Source organism: Halomonas sp. YLGW01, assembly GCF_014840935.1.
GTDB lineage: Bacteria > Pseudomonadota > Gammaproteobacteria > Pseudomonadales > Halomonadaceae > Onishia.
This window is the reverse complement of sequence record NZ_CP062005.1, coordinates 1713322-1728739: the sequence shown is the minus strand read 5'-3', so window position 1 is coordinate 1728739 and position 15418 is coordinate 1713322. Positions and strand designations below refer to the sequence as shown.

Genomic DNA, 15418 nt, shown 5'->3' with positions numbered 1-15418 from the left:
GGCCTGTCGGTCGCACCCGGCCAGGCGACGGCCGGGAAGCTCAGGTCTTGAGTTCGGGCCGGTTCTCGAAGAGTTTGAGGGCCTCGGGGTTGGCCAGTGCATCCTGATTGTTGACCGGGCGGCCATGCACCACGTTGCGCACCGCCAACTCGACGATCTTGCCCGACAGGGTGCGAGGAATATCGGAGACCTCAAGGATTCTCGCCGGCACATGGCGAGACGTCGTGTTGGCGCGGATCGTCCGGCGAATGCGCTCGCGCAGCGAGTCATCCAGCGTGATGCCGTCTCGCAGGCGCACGAACAGCACCACTCGCACGTCGTCCTGCCACTCCTGACCGATGCACAGGGATTCCAGTACCTCATCGATTTTCTCCACCTGGCGGTAGATCTCGGCGGTGCCGATCCGTACCCCGCCCGGGTTGAGCACGGCGTCCGAGCGCCCGTGGATGATCAGGCCATCCTCGGGGGTGATCTCGGCGTAGTCGCCATGGGCCCAGATGCCGGGGAAGGTCGAGAAGTAGGCCTCCCGATAGCGGGTATCGTCGGGATCGTTCCAGAAGCCGATGGGCATGGAGGGGAAGGGGCGGGAACAGACCAGCTCACCCTTCTCGCCGATTAGCGATCGGCCCTGATCATCGACGACATCGACGGCCATGCCGAGCCCCCGGCACTGAAGCTGGCCACGGTAGACCGGGCGAATCGGGCAGCCCAGCGCAAAGCAGGACACGATGTCGGTGCCCCCGGACATCGACACCAGAAGCAGGTCTGCCTTGATCTCGCGGTAGGCGTAATCGTAGGACTCGTGGAGTAGGGGCGAGCCGGTGGAAAGGAGCGTACGCAGCGCCTGCAGATCGTAGCGACGGCCCGGTGTCAGGCCCTGCTTCTCGCAGGCGGCGAGGTACTTGGCGCTGGTCCCGAAGACGCTGATGCGCTCACGCTCGGCCAGCGCCCATAGGGTGTCGGGCGCTGGCGCGAAGGGCGAGCCGTCGTAGAGGACCAGGCTGGCGCCGGTGGCGAGACCGGAGACCAGCCAGTTCCACATCATCCACCCGCAGGTGGTGTAATAGAACAGCACGTCCTCGTCCGTCAGGTCCGTGTGCAGGCGATGTTCCTTCAGGTGCTGGAGCAGAGTGCCGCCCGCGCCATGCACGATGCATTTGGGCGTGCCGGTGGTCCCCGAGGAATAGAGAATATAGAGCGGATGCGCGAAGGGCAGCGGCGTGAACGCGATCTCGTGGGCATCGGTGTCGACGAATTGCGCCCAGGGGATGGCGCCGTCGATCGCGGAGAGGTCGGGGGCGTCGTCGAGGAAGGGAAAGATCAGCAGTACCTCGAGCGAGGGGAGCACCGCGGCGACACTGGCCACCCGCTCGCGGATATCGATGGACTGTCCGTTCCAGACGTAGCCGTCGGCGGCGATCAGCACCTTGGGCTCGATCTGGCCGAATCGGTCGAGGAGCCCGTGATGGCCGAAGTCTGGCGAGCAGGAAGACCAGACCGCGCCGAGGCTGGCGCTGGCGAGCATGGCGATCACGGCCTGTTCGCTGTTGGGCACGATGCCCGCGACCCGGTCGCCTGCCGTCACGCCGTGGGCCTTCAGTGCCTTGGCCAGGCGAGCCACACACAGGTAGAGGTCGGCATAGCTGAGCACACGTCGCCGGCCCCGCTCATCGCAACAGATCAGGGCGGGGTGGTCATCGCGGCGCCACAGCAGGTTCTCGGCCATGTTGAGACGGGCGTCGGGAAACCAGCGCGCCCCCGGCATCGCCTCGGGAGCTTCCAGCACGCGGGTGCCGCGCGTCTCGGCGATGATGCCGAACTCCTCCCATAACAGGCCCCAGAAGTCGTCCAGGTGCTGAACGCTGAAGGCATGCAGCGCCGCATAATCCTCCAGGGCGACGTCAAACTCGGCCTCGATGCGCCGCATCAGCGCACTCATCCGGGTGGCGGCCATGGCCGCGGGATCGGGTTGCCACAGGGGTGTCGACATCGCCCCCTCCCATATCGGCAGTAGTGCTACTTTGAGCGTAGCATTGGTGCCTGGACGCTTTCCTCGAGGACCTCGGCGAGGGCCTTGGCGGCCACCGACAGCTTTCGGTCTCGTGGTGACAGCAGCCCGATCCGGTGGGAAATGATCGGGCCGTGCAAGGGCAGGCAACGCGCGCCCAGTGCTTGCATGTGAGGTTGGCACAGCGAGGGGACGGCGCTGACGCCGAGGCCACAGGCCACCATGCGTCCCACTGTCGCCAGTTGGTGACTCTCGAAGGCAACCCGTAGCTCGATGCCCTGATCCGCGAGGGCCTGATCCAGCAGCCGCCTGACCATGGAAGGACGCTGCAGGGTGATCAGATCCTCCGCGAGGAGGGCCTGCCAGGATATCGACGTCGCCTCCGCGAGCGGTGAGTCGGGGGGCAGCACTGCGACGAAGCGGTCGCTGAACAGAGGCGTGAAGGCCAGGTCCTCCATGGCCTCGGGGGCGAAGGCGATCCCTAGCTCCACCCGCTCGTGGCGGACCATCTCGATCACCTGTTCGTTGATGACGTCATGGACGGTCACCTGGATGCGCGGAAAGCGCGACCGGAAGGCCATCAGGGCATCGGGCAACAGGTTGCAGGCAAAAGACGGCATGGCGGCGATGGCCACACGACCCAGCTCCAGGGTGAAGTGCTGGCGCAGTCGCTCCTCGGTGTTGTCCCAGTCGGCCAGCAGTCTCTTTGCCAGGGGCACCAGCGCCTCGCCTTCGGGCGTCAGGCTGACGCGTCGGGTGCTGCGGATCAGCAGCGGGCCACCGAGGCTGTCTTCCAGGCCCTTGATGGCCAGGCTCAGGGCCGGCTGGGACAGGTGCAGGCGATCGCACGCCCGGGTGAAGCTCAGGGTCTGGGCGACGGCGAGAAAGGCGCGAAGCTGTTTTACGGTCATGAGATCCCCCGTGACCCAGGAGGTTGGACTTATTGGGGAATGATATTAATCAATAAATAAAACAAACTTAACAAATAGATGTGTTGGGTACGACACTGGAAACGACTCAAGAACAACCCTCCAACAACCACGAGGCAGTGACATGGCCGGATTCGACAAGCGAGTGGGTTCCTACGAGGAAGCGATGGCCGGAATCGAGAGCGGTATGACCGTGATCGCCGGCGGGTTCGGGCTTTGCGGTATTCCCGAGAACCTGATCGGTGAGATCAAGCGTCGCGGCGTCAAGGATCTGACGGTGTATTCCAACAACTGTGGCGTCGATGGCTTCGGCCTGGGGCTGCTGCTGGAGGATCGTCAGATCAGCACCATCTACGCCTCCTATGTCGGTGAGAACGCCCTCTTCGAGCAACAGATGCTCGAGAATCAGATCGAGGTGGTGCTGACTCCGCAGGGCACTCTGGCCGAGAAGATGCGTGCCGGTGGGGCGGGTATCCCGGCGTTTTACACCGCCACGGGCTACGGCACGCCGATCGGCGAAGGCAAGGAGGTGCGTGAGTTCAACGGGCGCCCCTATATCCTCGAGGAATCCGTGGTCGGCGACTTCGCCATCGTCAAGGGCTGGAAGGCCGATCGCTATGGCAACGTCGTCTATCGCGACACGGCTCAGAACTTCAACCCGCTGGCCGCCACCGCCGGCCGGATCACCGTGGTCGAAGTCGAGGAGATCGTCGAGCCCGGCGAGCTGCATCCCGACCAGATCCATACCCCGGGGATCTATGTCGATCGCATCATTCAGGGCAGCTTCGAGAAGCGCATCGAAAAGCGCACCGTACGCGAGGCCTGAAGGCGACCACGGCTCACCACACAAGAATTCGGCAGAGAGGCAATCAAGATGGCACTGACCCGCGAACAGATGGCACAGCGCGTGGCCCGCGAACTCGAGGACGGTTTCTACGTCAACCTGGGCATCGGCATCCCGACCCTGGTGGCGAACTACGTGCCCGACGGCATCGACGTGATGCTGCAGTCCGAGAACGGCCTGCTGGGCATGGGGCGCTTCCCCACCGAAGAAGAAGTCGATCCGGACATGATCAACGCGGGCAAGCAGACCGTGACGGCCCGCCCGGGGGCGGCGATCTTCTCCTCGGCGGAATCCTTCGCCATGATCCGTGGCGGCCATGTAGACCTCACGGTGCTGGGCGCCTTCGAGGTGGACCAGAACGGCAACATCGCGTCCTGGATGATACCGGGCAAGCTGATCAAGGGCATGGGCGGCGCCATGGACCTGGTAGCTGGCGCCGAGAACATCATCTGCACCATGACCCATGCCTCCAAGCATGGCGAGTCCAAGCTCCTCGAGTCCTGCAACCTGCCCCTGACCGGCGCGGGCTGCATCAATCGGGTGCTGACCGATCTTGCCTACCTGGAAATCAAGGATGGCGCCTTCCACCTCGTGGAGCGGGCGCCGGGCGTTTCCGTCGAAGAGATCGTCGAGAAGACCGCCGGCAAGCTGGTGGTGCCCGATCACGTGCCGGAGATGACCTTCGAGGCTTGATTATCCCCATCCTGGTGTCCCTCCCGCTGTGGGCGGTCACCGCAACAAGGCCCGACCATCCCGATCAGGGTGGTCGAGCCTTTTTTTGCCCCCGAAACACTATCTTGGTGAAAATCTGACCATCCTGTCGGTGCCGGCTCAGTGGTCGGCAGCCTGACCGACTCTCCCTTGGCTTTGCACAACGTTATCCACAGAAACTGTGCATAAGTCGATGATGGGCTGGAAACTTCTTTCGAAGCCGGTAGAATGCGCCCGGTCCTTCCTGCCCCCTGCAATCAGGCCGCCTCGGTCTGGCGCCGGGCTATTGTCTTTTTCTTTGCCGATCCACTGCATCGGCCGCTCATCGTCTTGATGGAGGGCGTTTCGTGCGTAGCTTGCCGGCCACTCTGCCGATTCTGTTTGTCTGCGAGATCAGCTTCCTGCTGGGGCATGGTCTGATCATGACCCTGCTCGGGGTGCGCATGTCACTCGAGGGCTTCCCCTCGCAGATGGCGGGTCTGCTGATGTCGAGTTTCTCCTTCGGCTTCGTGATCGGCAGCTACTGGCTGGAGAAGCGCATCCGGGCCGTGGGGCATATCCGGGTCTTTGCCGCCTGTGCGGCGACGCTGGCGGTCACCGCGATGCTGCACGGGCTCTGGGTCAACCCCTGGGCCTGGCTGGTCTGGCGTGTCTTCGGCGGTGGCGCCACCGCGGGCCTTCTGATGGTGATGGAATCCTGGGTCTCCGGGGAGTCCTCCAATGACAATCGCGGCAAGGTGCTGGGCTGGTACCTGGTCATCTCGACCCTCTCCCTGGCCGGGGGCCAGTGGCTGCTGAACAGTGCCGACCCGGCTACCATGGTGCTGTTCTCCCTGGCAGGCATGCTGTTCGCGCTGTCGCTGGTGCCGCTGTCGATTCATCGTATCCATGGTCCGCGAGCGGCACAGGAACTCCAGCCCCAGAAGATCAAGCTGAAGGCGCTCTTCAAGCTGGCGCCGGTGGGCCTGGTCGGCGCCTTCACCGCCGGTTTGATGGTGCAGGCCTTCTTTGCCATGACGCCTTACTATGGTCAGGAGATTGGCCTTTCCACCGCACAGACCGCCCAGTTCATGGCCATCACCACGCTGGTGGCGCTGTTCGCCCAGTGGGGCCTGGGACGGCTCTCGGATCGCATCGATCGGCGTAAGGTCATCCTGGCCATGGCGGCGATCATGGCCGTTTCCGGCGCCTTTATCTCGGTGGCCGCCCGGGTCGACTATCTCATGTTGCTGCTGGTGGCGAGCTTTCATACGGCCATGCTGCATACGCTCTACTCCCTTAGCCTCGCGCACACCAATGATTGGCTGAAGCCGGAGGAGATCGTGGCCGCCAACGGCAAGCTGATGATGACCTATGGCGTCGGCTCGATCGTTGGCCCCTTCGGGGCGTCGCTGGTCATGCAGGTGGTCGGTCCCGATGGGCTATGGTTCTTCCTGGGTGCCGTGGCACTCACGCTGGCTGGTTTCATCGCCGTTCGCCTGCTGGCGGGTCGTGGCCAGGTCAAGGAAGAGGTGGATCAGGAGCCTTTCGTGGCCATGCCGGTCATGGAGACCCAGCATTATCTCAACGAGCTCGATCCTCGCCATGACCCCGTTCAGTTCGAGCTCGACCTGCAGGTCGATTCGCTGGACCATGAGGATCATTATGCCCGGGAGGCAGAAGCGGTAGGGGAAGAAGAACCTCCCGCCGACGGGTCGGAACACGCGACCTCGACGGCCTGAGCGCACCCGATTGATCCTTCCAGACTGATCTCACCAAACGACTGATCTCACCAAACGTAGGGGCGAGCGCGAAGGGGCGCGGGAGATAACGCAAGGCGGCCGGGGAGCCGGCCGCCTTGATACCTATCTGGTTACAGTGCTCAATCGCTCAGTCGAAGCCCTCGAGCACGATCTTGCCCTTCGCCTTGCCGCTCTCGAGCAGCGCATGCGCCCGCTTTAGGTTCGCCGCATTGATGCGACCGAAGGCTTCGGTTGCGGTGGACTGGATCAAGGCGCTGTCCAGCAGGGCCGCAACCTTGTCGAGAATCCTGCCCTGGCGGTCGATGTCGGCGGTGGAGAAGAGCGCGCGCGTGAACATCAGTTCCCAGTGGATGGACGCCGCCTTGGTCTTGAAGGGCAGCACGTTCAGCGTTTCAGGATCATCGATCAAGCCGAAGCGGCCCTGTGGGGCGATCAGGTCCGCCACCTGCTCTGCGTATTGCTCGGAATGATTGGTGGAGAACACGAAGCCGGGCTGGCCGATGCCCAGTGCCTCGATCTGCGCCGGCAGCGGCTGTCGGTGATCGATGACGTGGTGGGCGCCCAGGGTCTTGACCCACTCCCGAGTTTCCGGACGAGACGTCGTGGCAATCACGGTCAGGTCGGTCAGGGCGCGCAGCAGCTGGATGGTGATGGAGCCCACACCGCCCGCACCGCCGATGATGAGCACCGCCGGCGCCGCACCCGTTACCGGCTCGGTGACACGCAGGCGATCGAACAGCATCTCGAAGGCGGTCAGGGTAGTCAGCGGCAGGGCGGCCGCCTGTGCGGCCGGCACGGACTTGGGGGCGTGTCCAACGATGCGCTCATCGACCAGGTGAAACTCGCTATTGGTCCCGGCCCGGCTGATGTCGCCGGCATACCAGACCTTGTCGCCCGGCGAGAAGCGAGTGGCTTGATTACCCACCGCAACGACTTCGCCGACCGCGTCCCAACCGAGCACGGCGACCTGACCTTCGGCCGGGGCTCGATTCTGACGAATCTTGTAGTCCACCGGGTTGACGGAAATGGCCTCGACCCTGATCAGCAGGTCATGGCCGGAGGCGGTCGGGGCGTCGAGTTCGATATCGACCAGGGCGTCATCGCGGTCGATAGAACCGGTTTGGTAGTAGCCAATGGCTTTCATGGTGTCACTCTCTGTGAAGTGGGGATGGGGCTATGCGACGTGGGCGGATGCCGTGCCCGGCAGTAGGGAGCAGCGCCCGTCGTCATCGGTGACGGGTATCATAATCATGTCGAAATGCCGGAAAAACAGGCGAAAAGCGAAGAGATAATTTGGAGTTTCCGCATAATCACGGGGTGAACCTTTCCGCTTCTCTGATGTGCTCGGGGTCAGGGCGACAACGTCATGATGTAGTACTGACGGTCGCTGCCATCTTCGCCGGCATTCAACGCCGGATGGGTGTTGAGTTGATTCGATGTGATGTAGAGCGTGCCATCTGGGCCGTAGGCGAAGCCGTCCGGCCAACGCAGGTGCTCCTCGTCCTGCGCCAGGGTAGTCATGGCATCCGGTGTGGAAAGGGTCACGGCGTGCTGCTCGATGTCCCCCGATACCACGCCATCCAGCCCAGCAGAGTAGATGAAGCCGTCGTTGGGACGCTTGTCGGCATACGGCTCGATGTGCTCGATGCGTTGCTCGTCTTCAAGGGTCGGGTCGGCCAGGGCGGCGGCGGGAAGACGGAAGATAGTGCTGCCATTAACGGTGCCGAAATAGACATGCTCGAAGGCAGGGTCGATGGAGATGGCATTCATGGCCAGGTGCCAGGGCGTCGGCTCACCGCCGTCTGTACCCTGGGCCGCCATTGGCTGGCCAACGATCACGACGTCATGATAGACCGGCATCAGGGGCGGGGCGGCCTGTAACACCCGGCGCGCCTCCCCGGTTTCGATATCCACTACCACGAAGGCTGGGCGCATGTCCGTCGCCGGTGCGGTAAAGGTCATGTCGGCGATGTAGATCTTGCCGCGCTTTTCGTCGATGGCGAAATCCTGCAGGAAGGAGATCGGTAGGGTGGCATCTGCGGGAATCGTAATCACCTTGTGCAACTCGTTGGCACGGGTGTCCCATCCCACCAACTGGGCCGGATTGTTCTGGTCACCCATGTCCAGGATCCAGACCACACCGTTGCTATCGGTGTCGATACCGATGGTCGCGGCAATGCCTACCTCTCCGATGTCGGGCCCGTCGGCCCAGTCCTGGGTCGGGAAGGGACGCTTGGTGCCATCCGGGGCAACCTCCACCACGCGAAGTGTTGGGTTATCCAGCGGCTGCTGGGTGATGATGACCCGATTGTTCTCCAGCACGGTGATGTTGCCCGGGCGCGTATCGCTCAGGGAAGCATATGTCTTCAGTTCTTGGGCCATGCCGGGAAGGCTGAAAACGCTGGCGGCCATGGCGGCGAGCAGTGCAGTGGTCTTTCTTCGAGGTACGTTCATGTTGGACTCCAGAGCCTGACAAGGCGAGATCGCAGTATTCTTTGTGGACATGGCAACGCGACGGAAAAGCAGAGGTGAACCGTATCGGGCCGCGGCGTCGTGCTATGTGAGGTATGCTAGGCATGTGCTGCAGGCGGATAAACGGCCTGAGAACGCAAATATATTTCGGTGAAACCGTAGAATGCTGCTCGATAACATTGCGCTGTTCCTGACCATCGTGGAGAAAGGCAGCCTGACGGCGGCGGGGCGCGAGGTCGGTCTGTCGCCGACGTCCGTCTCGGAACGCCTGGCCGCGCTGGAAGCCCACTACGGGGTGGTGTTGCTGAACCGCACCACCCGCGCCATCAGCCTCACCGAAGAGGGGCGCACCCTGGTCGAAGGCGCCCGGGAGCTGCTGAACGGCGTGGCCGATCTGGATAGCCGCATCCGTTTCGGTGCCGAGTCTCTGACCGGGCCTATCCGCGTTAGCGCGCCGAGCGATACCGGGCGCCATCTGATCTCGCGTGCCCTGACCGAGTTCCAGGGCAGGTACCCGGGCATCAGGATCGAACTGCTGCTGTCGGACGGCTATGTCGATATCGTGGGGGAGGGCATCGATCTGGCATTGCGCTTCGGGACCATCATGGACAGCACCTTGAGGGTACGCTCGCTGGGGGGTGCCAGGCGGCTGGTATGTGCGTCACCCGCTTATCTCGATGCTCACGCCGAGCCCCGTCAGCCCACCGACCTCAAGTCGCATAATTGTTTGATGATGCGTTTCGGGCAGAACCTCGATAATGAATGGCGATTCGAGACGTCGGCGGGTCCTCAGGTGGTGACGGTCAGTGGCAATCGCGTCGCCAATGATGGTGCGATGGTCCGTCAATGGGGGCTTGAAGGCCTGGGGATCGTTCTCAAGTCGGAACTGGATGTGGTGGACGACATCCGCAGCGGCCGCCTGATCGAGCTGCTGGCCGATTACGCGGCGTCCCCGGCCCCGGTACAGCTGCTGTTCCCGCCTGCGCGGACGCAGCCCCATCGGGTCAAGGCGCTCGCCGATCACCTGGTTGAGACCTTTGAGGCACTGGACACACTGCCGTGTAAGCGTTGAGCCTTTGGAGACAGTCTTGCGGGGCGTGAGGACGGGGCAGGGCTCGTCTTTCTGGCTCGCCTTCCTGGCTCGGCGAGAGGTTGACGAAAGGGCGGCGAGAGAAAAGCGAAGGAAGTGTCCTTCAAGAACGATCCTCGTCCGGCGGCTGATGGGCCGCGTGCCACTCTTCCTCCGAGAGAGGCTTCACGATCATGCTCGGGGTTGCCGGGTGCAGCACGGATGCCGCAGTGGCGGATGCTAGGGCTCGCGATCTCCGTCTGTCGTCGGGCGGTTCGGGCGATGGGGTCATTGCAGGGCGAGTGTCATGATCGGCGAGCATGGACAGGGCCTTATCTGGATGACCGCCGCGTGTCAGGGCACGCGTGACCCGCTGCAGGCGATCTATCTCGTCCAGTACTTGGCCGGCGAGCCGACGAGCGTCGGCGAAGGCGATGTCGGAGAGGTGCAGGGCATTCTCGTGGGCCTCGGGTTGGCGCTTGAGGGCGCGCATGGCGGCATGCCGGTAATGCTTGGCGCGGCGTTCCAGGTGCAACACCTGGTAATGCTTGGCCATCAAACGATGATCTACCTGTTCCAGTCGCTCGATCAATACGCCTGGCGACTCCTCTCTTGCCGATAGCTCGACGGTGCGGCGCAGGGCTGGCAAGACGTCGCGGGTGATGGCGGCGACCTGCGTCGTATAACGCCGGACGGCGGCATGGAATCGCTCGTCGGGCGTCTGGCGCGCCTCGCGGGCGCGTTTCGAGAGATGGCCGAACCAGTGCTTCATGGCAGGATGCCCGCCGCCCGGGCCAGCACCGCCCCTTGTGATCTCCGGTACGCGCTGGGCCATCATGAGGCGCCTGGCCTCAGGAAACGCGGCATCCTGGCCGCGTGGCTTATTCCTTCATGATAGGCGGACGGGGCACGACTGGCCTGTCAAAACACCGGAGAGGGGGCAGACACGAAAACGCCCAGGCCTGCGAGAGCAGGGCCTGGGCGCTTGTCATTGGCTACCCGGGGAACGGGAGCCGCTTGATCCGAAAGGGTCAGGCGTGACGAGCCAGCATGGCATCGAACTGTTCCTTCGGCTGGACGCCGGTCAGGGCGTCGACCTTTTCACCGCCCTTGAACAAGGCAATGGTCGGCAGACCACGCACGCCATTCTTGGCGGCCAGATCCGGTGCATCGTCGACGTTGATGGTGACGACCTTCAGGGCGTCGCCTCGTTCTTCGGCGATCGACTCGACGACGGGATCCAGCATCTTGCAGGGACCGCACCACGGTGCCCAGAACTTGACCAGCACGGGAGCACTGCTCTCGATGACGTCTTGGGTGTAATTGCTATCGGTCACGGCTTTCAGGTTGGCCATGTCATTCTCCTTGAGCAGGCTGTAGCTGCTGAGTGTGTTGGAGGCGTCGGATGACGACGATGGCCACACCCTAGCGTGCCAGGGTGTTCGTTAGCAAGCTCATTTTATCACCTGGCTGTCGTCTTCCCTGTGGTTTAGGTCTGCAGACGTCATCAGTGAGACGGCTGGTGGCCTGGCTGTTGCGCCGGTGAGCGAGTGCTGCCGACAGGCGCGCTTATACACACTAAGCAGGCTAGGATCAGCGCTATGCCGCCCCAGCCCATGGCCGGCAGTCGCTCGCCAACGATGGCCACTGCCAGGCAGGCTGCCACGACGGGTTCGAACAGGGTGATAGTAGTGGCGGTGCTGGCCGGAATACGCGCCAAGCCGTGGCCGAAGCAGAGATATCCCAGCAGCATAGGGACGAACGCCATGTAGAGACCGACAGCCGCGTTGCCCCAGGAAGCCAATAGCGGTGCCCCGGTCAGCAATAACACCGGCAACAGCATCAGGCCGCCGATGCCGAAGGTGGCGCCCATGGCGGCACGGGAGGCGATGCCCTGCTGCATCAGGCGGCGCGCGGTCCAGGAATACAGGGCATAGCTGAGTCCGGCCAGCAAGCCCAGCAGGGTGCCCGGGATCACGGCCGTTGCCGTTCCACTGGGCATGTGGCCCGAGCCTTCGGCCAGACACAGCAGCAGCATGCCCGATAGCCCAAACCCGGCACCGATCATCCAGCGAGCACCGAGGCGTAACCCGTCCAGACGGTACTCGATCAGCGCCGAGAGCAGCGGCGCCGAGCCGATGGAGACCACCGTGCCGATGGTCACGCCGGCCAGGCGCATGGAGGCATAGAAGGCTAGCGGGTAGATGGCCACGGCGATCGCCCCTACCAAGAGCCAGTGCCAGTGTGCCTTGATCTGAGTCAGGTGACGTCGGATTCCGCCCGCCGAGAGCATGGCCTGCATCAATCCGCCGCCGCCCATGGCGACCGCGCCGATGGCCACGGCACTGACGTCCGGAGCGAAGGTCGCTGCGGTACCGGTCGTGCCCCACAGCACCGCGGCCAGCAGGACGGTGAAGATACCCAGTTGTCGTTCCTTTGCGTCCCGTGTCATGACGCCTCCAGCATGGCCGATGCCATGGCGCGGGCGTGGTGCAGGCAGTCGCTACGGCCTTCCAGGCCCGCCCTGGCCATGGCGCCCTCAAGCAGGAAGGCGAGGTGCTGTGCCAGTTGCTTGGCCCGCTCCGGATCGTGGAACAGCTCATTGAGATGGTCGGCCAGCAAGCCCTCGATCTGCTGCTTGTGTTGCCTCACCACCGCTCGGCCGGCGTCATCCGCGGGGAGTTCGGCCGCGGCATTCAGGAGCCCGCAGCCGCGAAAGCCACGTGTGTAGGCGTGCTCGGCATGATCCTCATAGGCCAGGAAGACAGCAAGGACCCTGTCTTTGGAGGTGTTGGCCTTGAGCAGCCGCGCCGCGTAGAGATCGAGCCATTCCGCATGACGCACTTCCAGGTAGGTCGCCACCAGGGCGGCCTTAGAGGCGAAGTTGTTGTACAGGCTCTTCTTGGCGACACCGGCTTGCTTGACGATGGCATCGATGCCGGTCGCGGTGATGCCGTCGTTGTAGAACAGCTCGGCGGCCGCGTCGATGAGGCGCTGCTGGGCGCTTGTTGGTGCGTTAGAAGTTGGGCGTGGCATGAGGACCTCACGGCAGGAGTAGGTAGACCAGTCTACCTACTCCTGCCGTGAGGTCAATCGATCCCGATGTTGGTCTTCCGGGCTGACATCAGGGGGCAAACGGTCAGGTGGTATGCTCGGCCCAGTCGGCATCGCTGCCGGCCTGCCACAGGGCGCTGTCCATGGCGATGAACTTCCAGTCTACCGGGTTAAGCCCGATTGCGCGGGTCGCGACGATCACCTCCTGATCGCCGGGCGTCTCCAGGGCGAGACGCGCTCGCTTAAGGTCCTCGGGTTCGCCGGGTCCTGACCAGGTCCAGGCCTCGAAGCTCTCGGGAAGGGCAGGGTGTTCAGTCGACATCGGCGGTTTCCTCATAGTGAGTGTCGATAGTGGACGCCTGGCTCTGGAAATGCGGCAGCACTTCATGGCCGATCTCCTCGAGGGTCTCGTCAAGGGGGCGCTGGTTGCGGCGGAAATGTAGGCCGATGTGGTTCACGCCGGCCGCCTGCATCGCCTCGAGCTCGCGGATCAGGCCCTCACGGCCGGCACTGATGCCGAAGCGGTGCCGGGTCGTGGGGGCATCGGGGCGCTCGAGTAGATCCAGATGGATGAAGCTCACATAGGGCTTGCCACCGGCGACTTGGCGCCACAGCTCGACGCGCTTGACGTGGTCCTGTGGCGTGCCGGGGTAAGCGAGCCAGCCGTCCATCTGCTCACCGACCCAATGGGGCGTCTGCTGGGCGAGACCGGCCACAAGAAGAGGCGGTTGAGGCGCGTGGGGCAATAGCGCCTGGCCTGATGACAGCTGCGCGTCGGTCTGGCCCTTGAGGATCTCGACCGCATCACGGAACTGGGCGCCGCGCTGGGCAAAGTCCTCACCGAACAAGGGGTACTCCACGGGACGGTCGCCACTGGCGACTCCCAGCAGCAGCCGGTTGCCGCTAAGGGCCTGTACGGTGGCCGCGGCCTTGCGGACCAGCCAGGGCTGGCGCAACGGTAATACTGCGGCGGCGGTGCCCAGCAGCAGCTGATCGGTGTGACGCGCCAGGTAGCCGAGATAGGTGAACAGCTCGAAGACCTGGCCGGCATCACCGAAGGCGGGATCATAGAGCGGTACGTCACGCAGCCAAGCGGCGCGGAAACCCAGGCGGTCGACCTGGGCAATGCGCTCGGCATGAGCGTCCATATCGGGAACGCCGAAGGGACGTCCGTCCCGCCGGCGGAGGTTATCACCACTGGCACTCCAGTCATGGTCCAGCGGCAGCTCCACCCCGAGGGTCAGCGGGCCTTGAGTGAGTCGTGTCAATGACATGGCAAGAATCTCCTGGAAACGGAAGGCGCGCCCGGCATCGTTAGGGAGGACGGGCGCGACGAGAGGGGTTACGCGCTGGCGACGGCAGCGTTGCCGCGACGGTCCAGGCTGCCGGAGAGCCGGGTCAGGACCAGGGCCAGGATGACGATACCGGCCCCGATCCAGGCGGTATCGGTGAGCGCCATGCCATCGACGACGTAGCCGCCGACCACCGAGCCCAGGGCGATGCCGATATTGAAAGCCGCGATGTTGAGGCCGGAGGCGACATCGACGGCTTCGGGGACGAAGCGCTCGGCCTGTTGCACCACGTAGACCTGCAGGCCCGGCACGTTACCGAAGGCAAAGGCGCCCCAGACCAGCACCGTCAGCACGGCGGCGACCGGGTGGCTGGCCGAGAGAGTCAGTACCAGCAGGATGGCGGTAAGGCCAGTAAAGATCAGGGTCAGGGCGTGGATGGGGCCCATCCGGTCGGCCAGCTTGCCGCCATAGATATTGCCCACAGCGACCGAGGCACCGTAGACCAGCATGATCAGGCTGACGGCGTTATTGCCGAACCCACTGACGTCCTGAAGGATCGGTGCCAGGTAGGTGAAAGCGGTGAAGGTGCCACCGTAGCCTAGGATGGTAATCAGATAGACCAGCAGCAGACGCGGATGGGTCAGTACCTTGAGTTGCTGGCCAAGGGTCGCCGGTACGGCTTGCTTGAGGTTGCTCGGGACCAGCAGGGCGCTGCCGATCAGGGCCACGGCACCCAGTGCAGAGACCACCAGGAAGGTGGCGCGCCAGCCGAAGTTCTGTCCGATCCAGGTGCCCAGTGGCACGCCCGTTACCAGGGCCACGGTCAAGCCGGTGAACATGAGCGCGATGGCGCTGGCTTCCTTGTTCTTGCTGACCAGGCTCGTGGCGATGGTTGAGCCGATGGAGAAGAACACCCCATGGGCCAGGCCGGTGAGAATGCGGGCGGTGATCAGGGAGCCGTAACCGGGCGCCTGCCAGGCCAGCAGGTTGCCGGCAATGAACAGGGCCATCAGGCCGAGCAGCACCAGCTTGCGATTCAGTCGTCCCGTGAGGGCGGTAAGGACCGGCGCGCCGATGGCGACCCCGGCGGCGTAGAGGCTGACCAACAGGCCGGCCGAGGGCAGCGAGACGCCCAGATCCTGGGCGATGGTGGGCACCAGACCGACAATCACGAATTCGGTGGTGCCGATGGCAAAGGCACTGAGCATCAGTGCGTACAATGCAATGGGCATGGCAGGGCTCCTTTGATGAGCGTTCGAGGCATGTGAACGCCGCAGAGTCTGCGCCCGCCAGCTTG

15 protein-coding genes are annotated in these 15418 nt (G+C 63.9%); 4 read left to right on the top strand and 11 right to left on the bottom strand.

What is annotated here, in order from left to right; genetic code table 11:
* Positions 1–40: 40 nt before the first annotated feature.
* Complete coding sequence (locus IEJ03_RS08015; protein WP_192034298.1) at positions 41–1990, bottom strand: acetoacetate--CoA ligase; 1950 nt, start codon at positions 1988–1990, stop codon at positions 41–43.
* 26 nt (positions 1991–2016) lie between these two features.
* Entirely contained in the window at positions 2017–2919 is a 903-nt protein-coding gene (locus IEJ03_RS08010; RefSeq protein WP_192037113.1) for a LysR family transcriptional regulator, read from the bottom strand.
* 142 nt (positions 2920–3061) lie between these two features.
* Between IEJ03_RS08010 and IEJ03_RS08005 the strand changes: the two genes are divergently transcribed.
* The 3 genes from IEJ03_RS08005 (at position 3062) to IEJ03_RS07995 (ending at position 6213) form a co-directional block, all read left to right on the top strand.
* A complete protein-coding gene (locus tag IEJ03_RS08005) occupies positions 3062–3763 on the top strand; it encodes a CoA transferase subunit A (protein ID WP_192037112.1) in 702 nt (233 codons plus the stop codon).
* 48 nt (positions 3764–3811) lie between these two features.
* Positions 3812–4474 carry a CoA transferase subunit B gene (locus IEJ03_RS08000; RefSeq protein WP_192037111.1) on the top strand — a complete coding sequence of 221 codons (663 nt, stop codon included), beginning with the start codon at positions 3812–3814 and terminating at the stop codon, positions 4472–4474.
* Between the two features lie 365 nt (positions 4475–4839).
* Positions 4840–6213, top strand: a complete 1374-nt coding sequence (locus IEJ03_RS07995; protein ID WP_192037110.1) for an MFS transporter — start codon at positions 4840–4842, stop codon at positions 6211–6213.
* Between the two features lie 148 nt (positions 6214–6361).
* On the opposite strand, the gene IEJ03_RS07990 is transcribed toward IEJ03_RS07995, so the two are convergent.
* Together IEJ03_RS07990 and IEJ03_RS07985 are read right to left on the bottom strand one after the other, a co-directional pair.
* Positions 6362–7378, bottom strand: coding sequence for a zinc-binding alcohol dehydrogenase family protein (locus IEJ03_RS07990; protein ID WP_192037109.1), 1017 nt, complete (start codon positions 7376–7378; stop codon positions 6362–6364).
* Positions 7379–7584: 206 nt separating this feature from the next.
* Positions 7585–8688 carry an L-dopachrome tautomerase-related protein gene (locus tag IEJ03_RS07985; RefSeq protein ID WP_192037108.1) on the bottom strand — a complete coding sequence of 368 codons (1104 nt, stop codon included), beginning with the start codon at positions 8686–8688 and terminating at the stop codon, positions 7585–7587.
* Between the two features lie 181 nt (positions 8689–8869).
* On the opposite strand from IEJ03_RS07985, the gene IEJ03_RS07980 reads away from it, so the two are divergent.
* A complete protein-coding gene (locus IEJ03_RS07980) occupies positions 8870–9778 on the top strand; it encodes a LysR family transcriptional regulator (protein ID WP_192037107.1) in 909 nt (302 codons plus the stop codon).
* Between the two features lie 121 nt (positions 9779–9899).
* On the opposite strand, the gene IEJ03_RS07975 is transcribed toward IEJ03_RS07980, so the two are convergent.
* The 7 genes from IEJ03_RS07975 to IEJ03_RS07945 form a co-directional block, all read right to left on the bottom strand.
* A complete protein-coding gene (locus tag IEJ03_RS07975) occupies positions 9900–10547 on the bottom strand; it encodes a hypothetical protein (protein WP_192037106.1) in 648 nt (215 codons plus the stop codon).
* Positions 10548–10806: 259 nt separating this feature from the next.
* Positions 10807–11130, bottom strand: a complete 324-nt coding sequence (gene trxA / locus IEJ03_RS07970) for a thioredoxin (RefSeq protein ID WP_192037105.1) — start codon at positions 11128–11130, stop codon at positions 10807–10809.
* 152 nt (positions 11131–11282) lie between these two features.
* Positions 11283–12227, bottom strand: a complete 945-nt coding sequence (locus IEJ03_RS07965; RefSeq protein WP_192037104.1) for an EamA family transporter — start codon at positions 12225–12227, stop codon at positions 11283–11285.
* Complete coding sequence (locus IEJ03_RS07960) at positions 12224–12811, bottom strand: TetR/AcrR family transcriptional regulator (RefSeq protein WP_192037103.1); 588 nt, start codon at positions 12809–12811, stop codon at positions 12224–12226. The genes IEJ03_RS07965 and IEJ03_RS07960 overlap by 4 nt, the downstream gene beginning before the upstream one ends.
* 103 nt (positions 12812–12914) lie before the next feature.
* Positions 12915–13151 (bottom strand): hypothetical protein, encoded by a 237-nt coding sequence (locus tag IEJ03_RS07955; RefSeq protein ID WP_192037102.1) that lies wholly within the window; start codon positions 13149–13151, stop codon positions 12915–12917.
* Positions 13141–14103: a TIGR03571 family LLM class oxidoreductase gene (locus tag IEJ03_RS07950; RefSeq protein WP_192037101.1), complete on the bottom strand. Its 963-nt coding sequence runs from the start codon at positions 14101–14103 to the stop codon at positions 13141–13143. Before IEJ03_RS07950 ends, IEJ03_RS07955 begins: the two co-directional genes overlap by 11 nt.
* 68 nt (positions 14104–14171) lie before the next feature.
* Positions 14172–15353 (bottom strand): MFS transporter, encoded by a 1182-nt coding sequence (locus IEJ03_RS07945; protein ID WP_192037100.1) that lies wholly within the window; start codon positions 15351–15353, stop codon positions 14172–14174.
* Positions 15354–15418 lie beyond the last annotated feature (65 nt).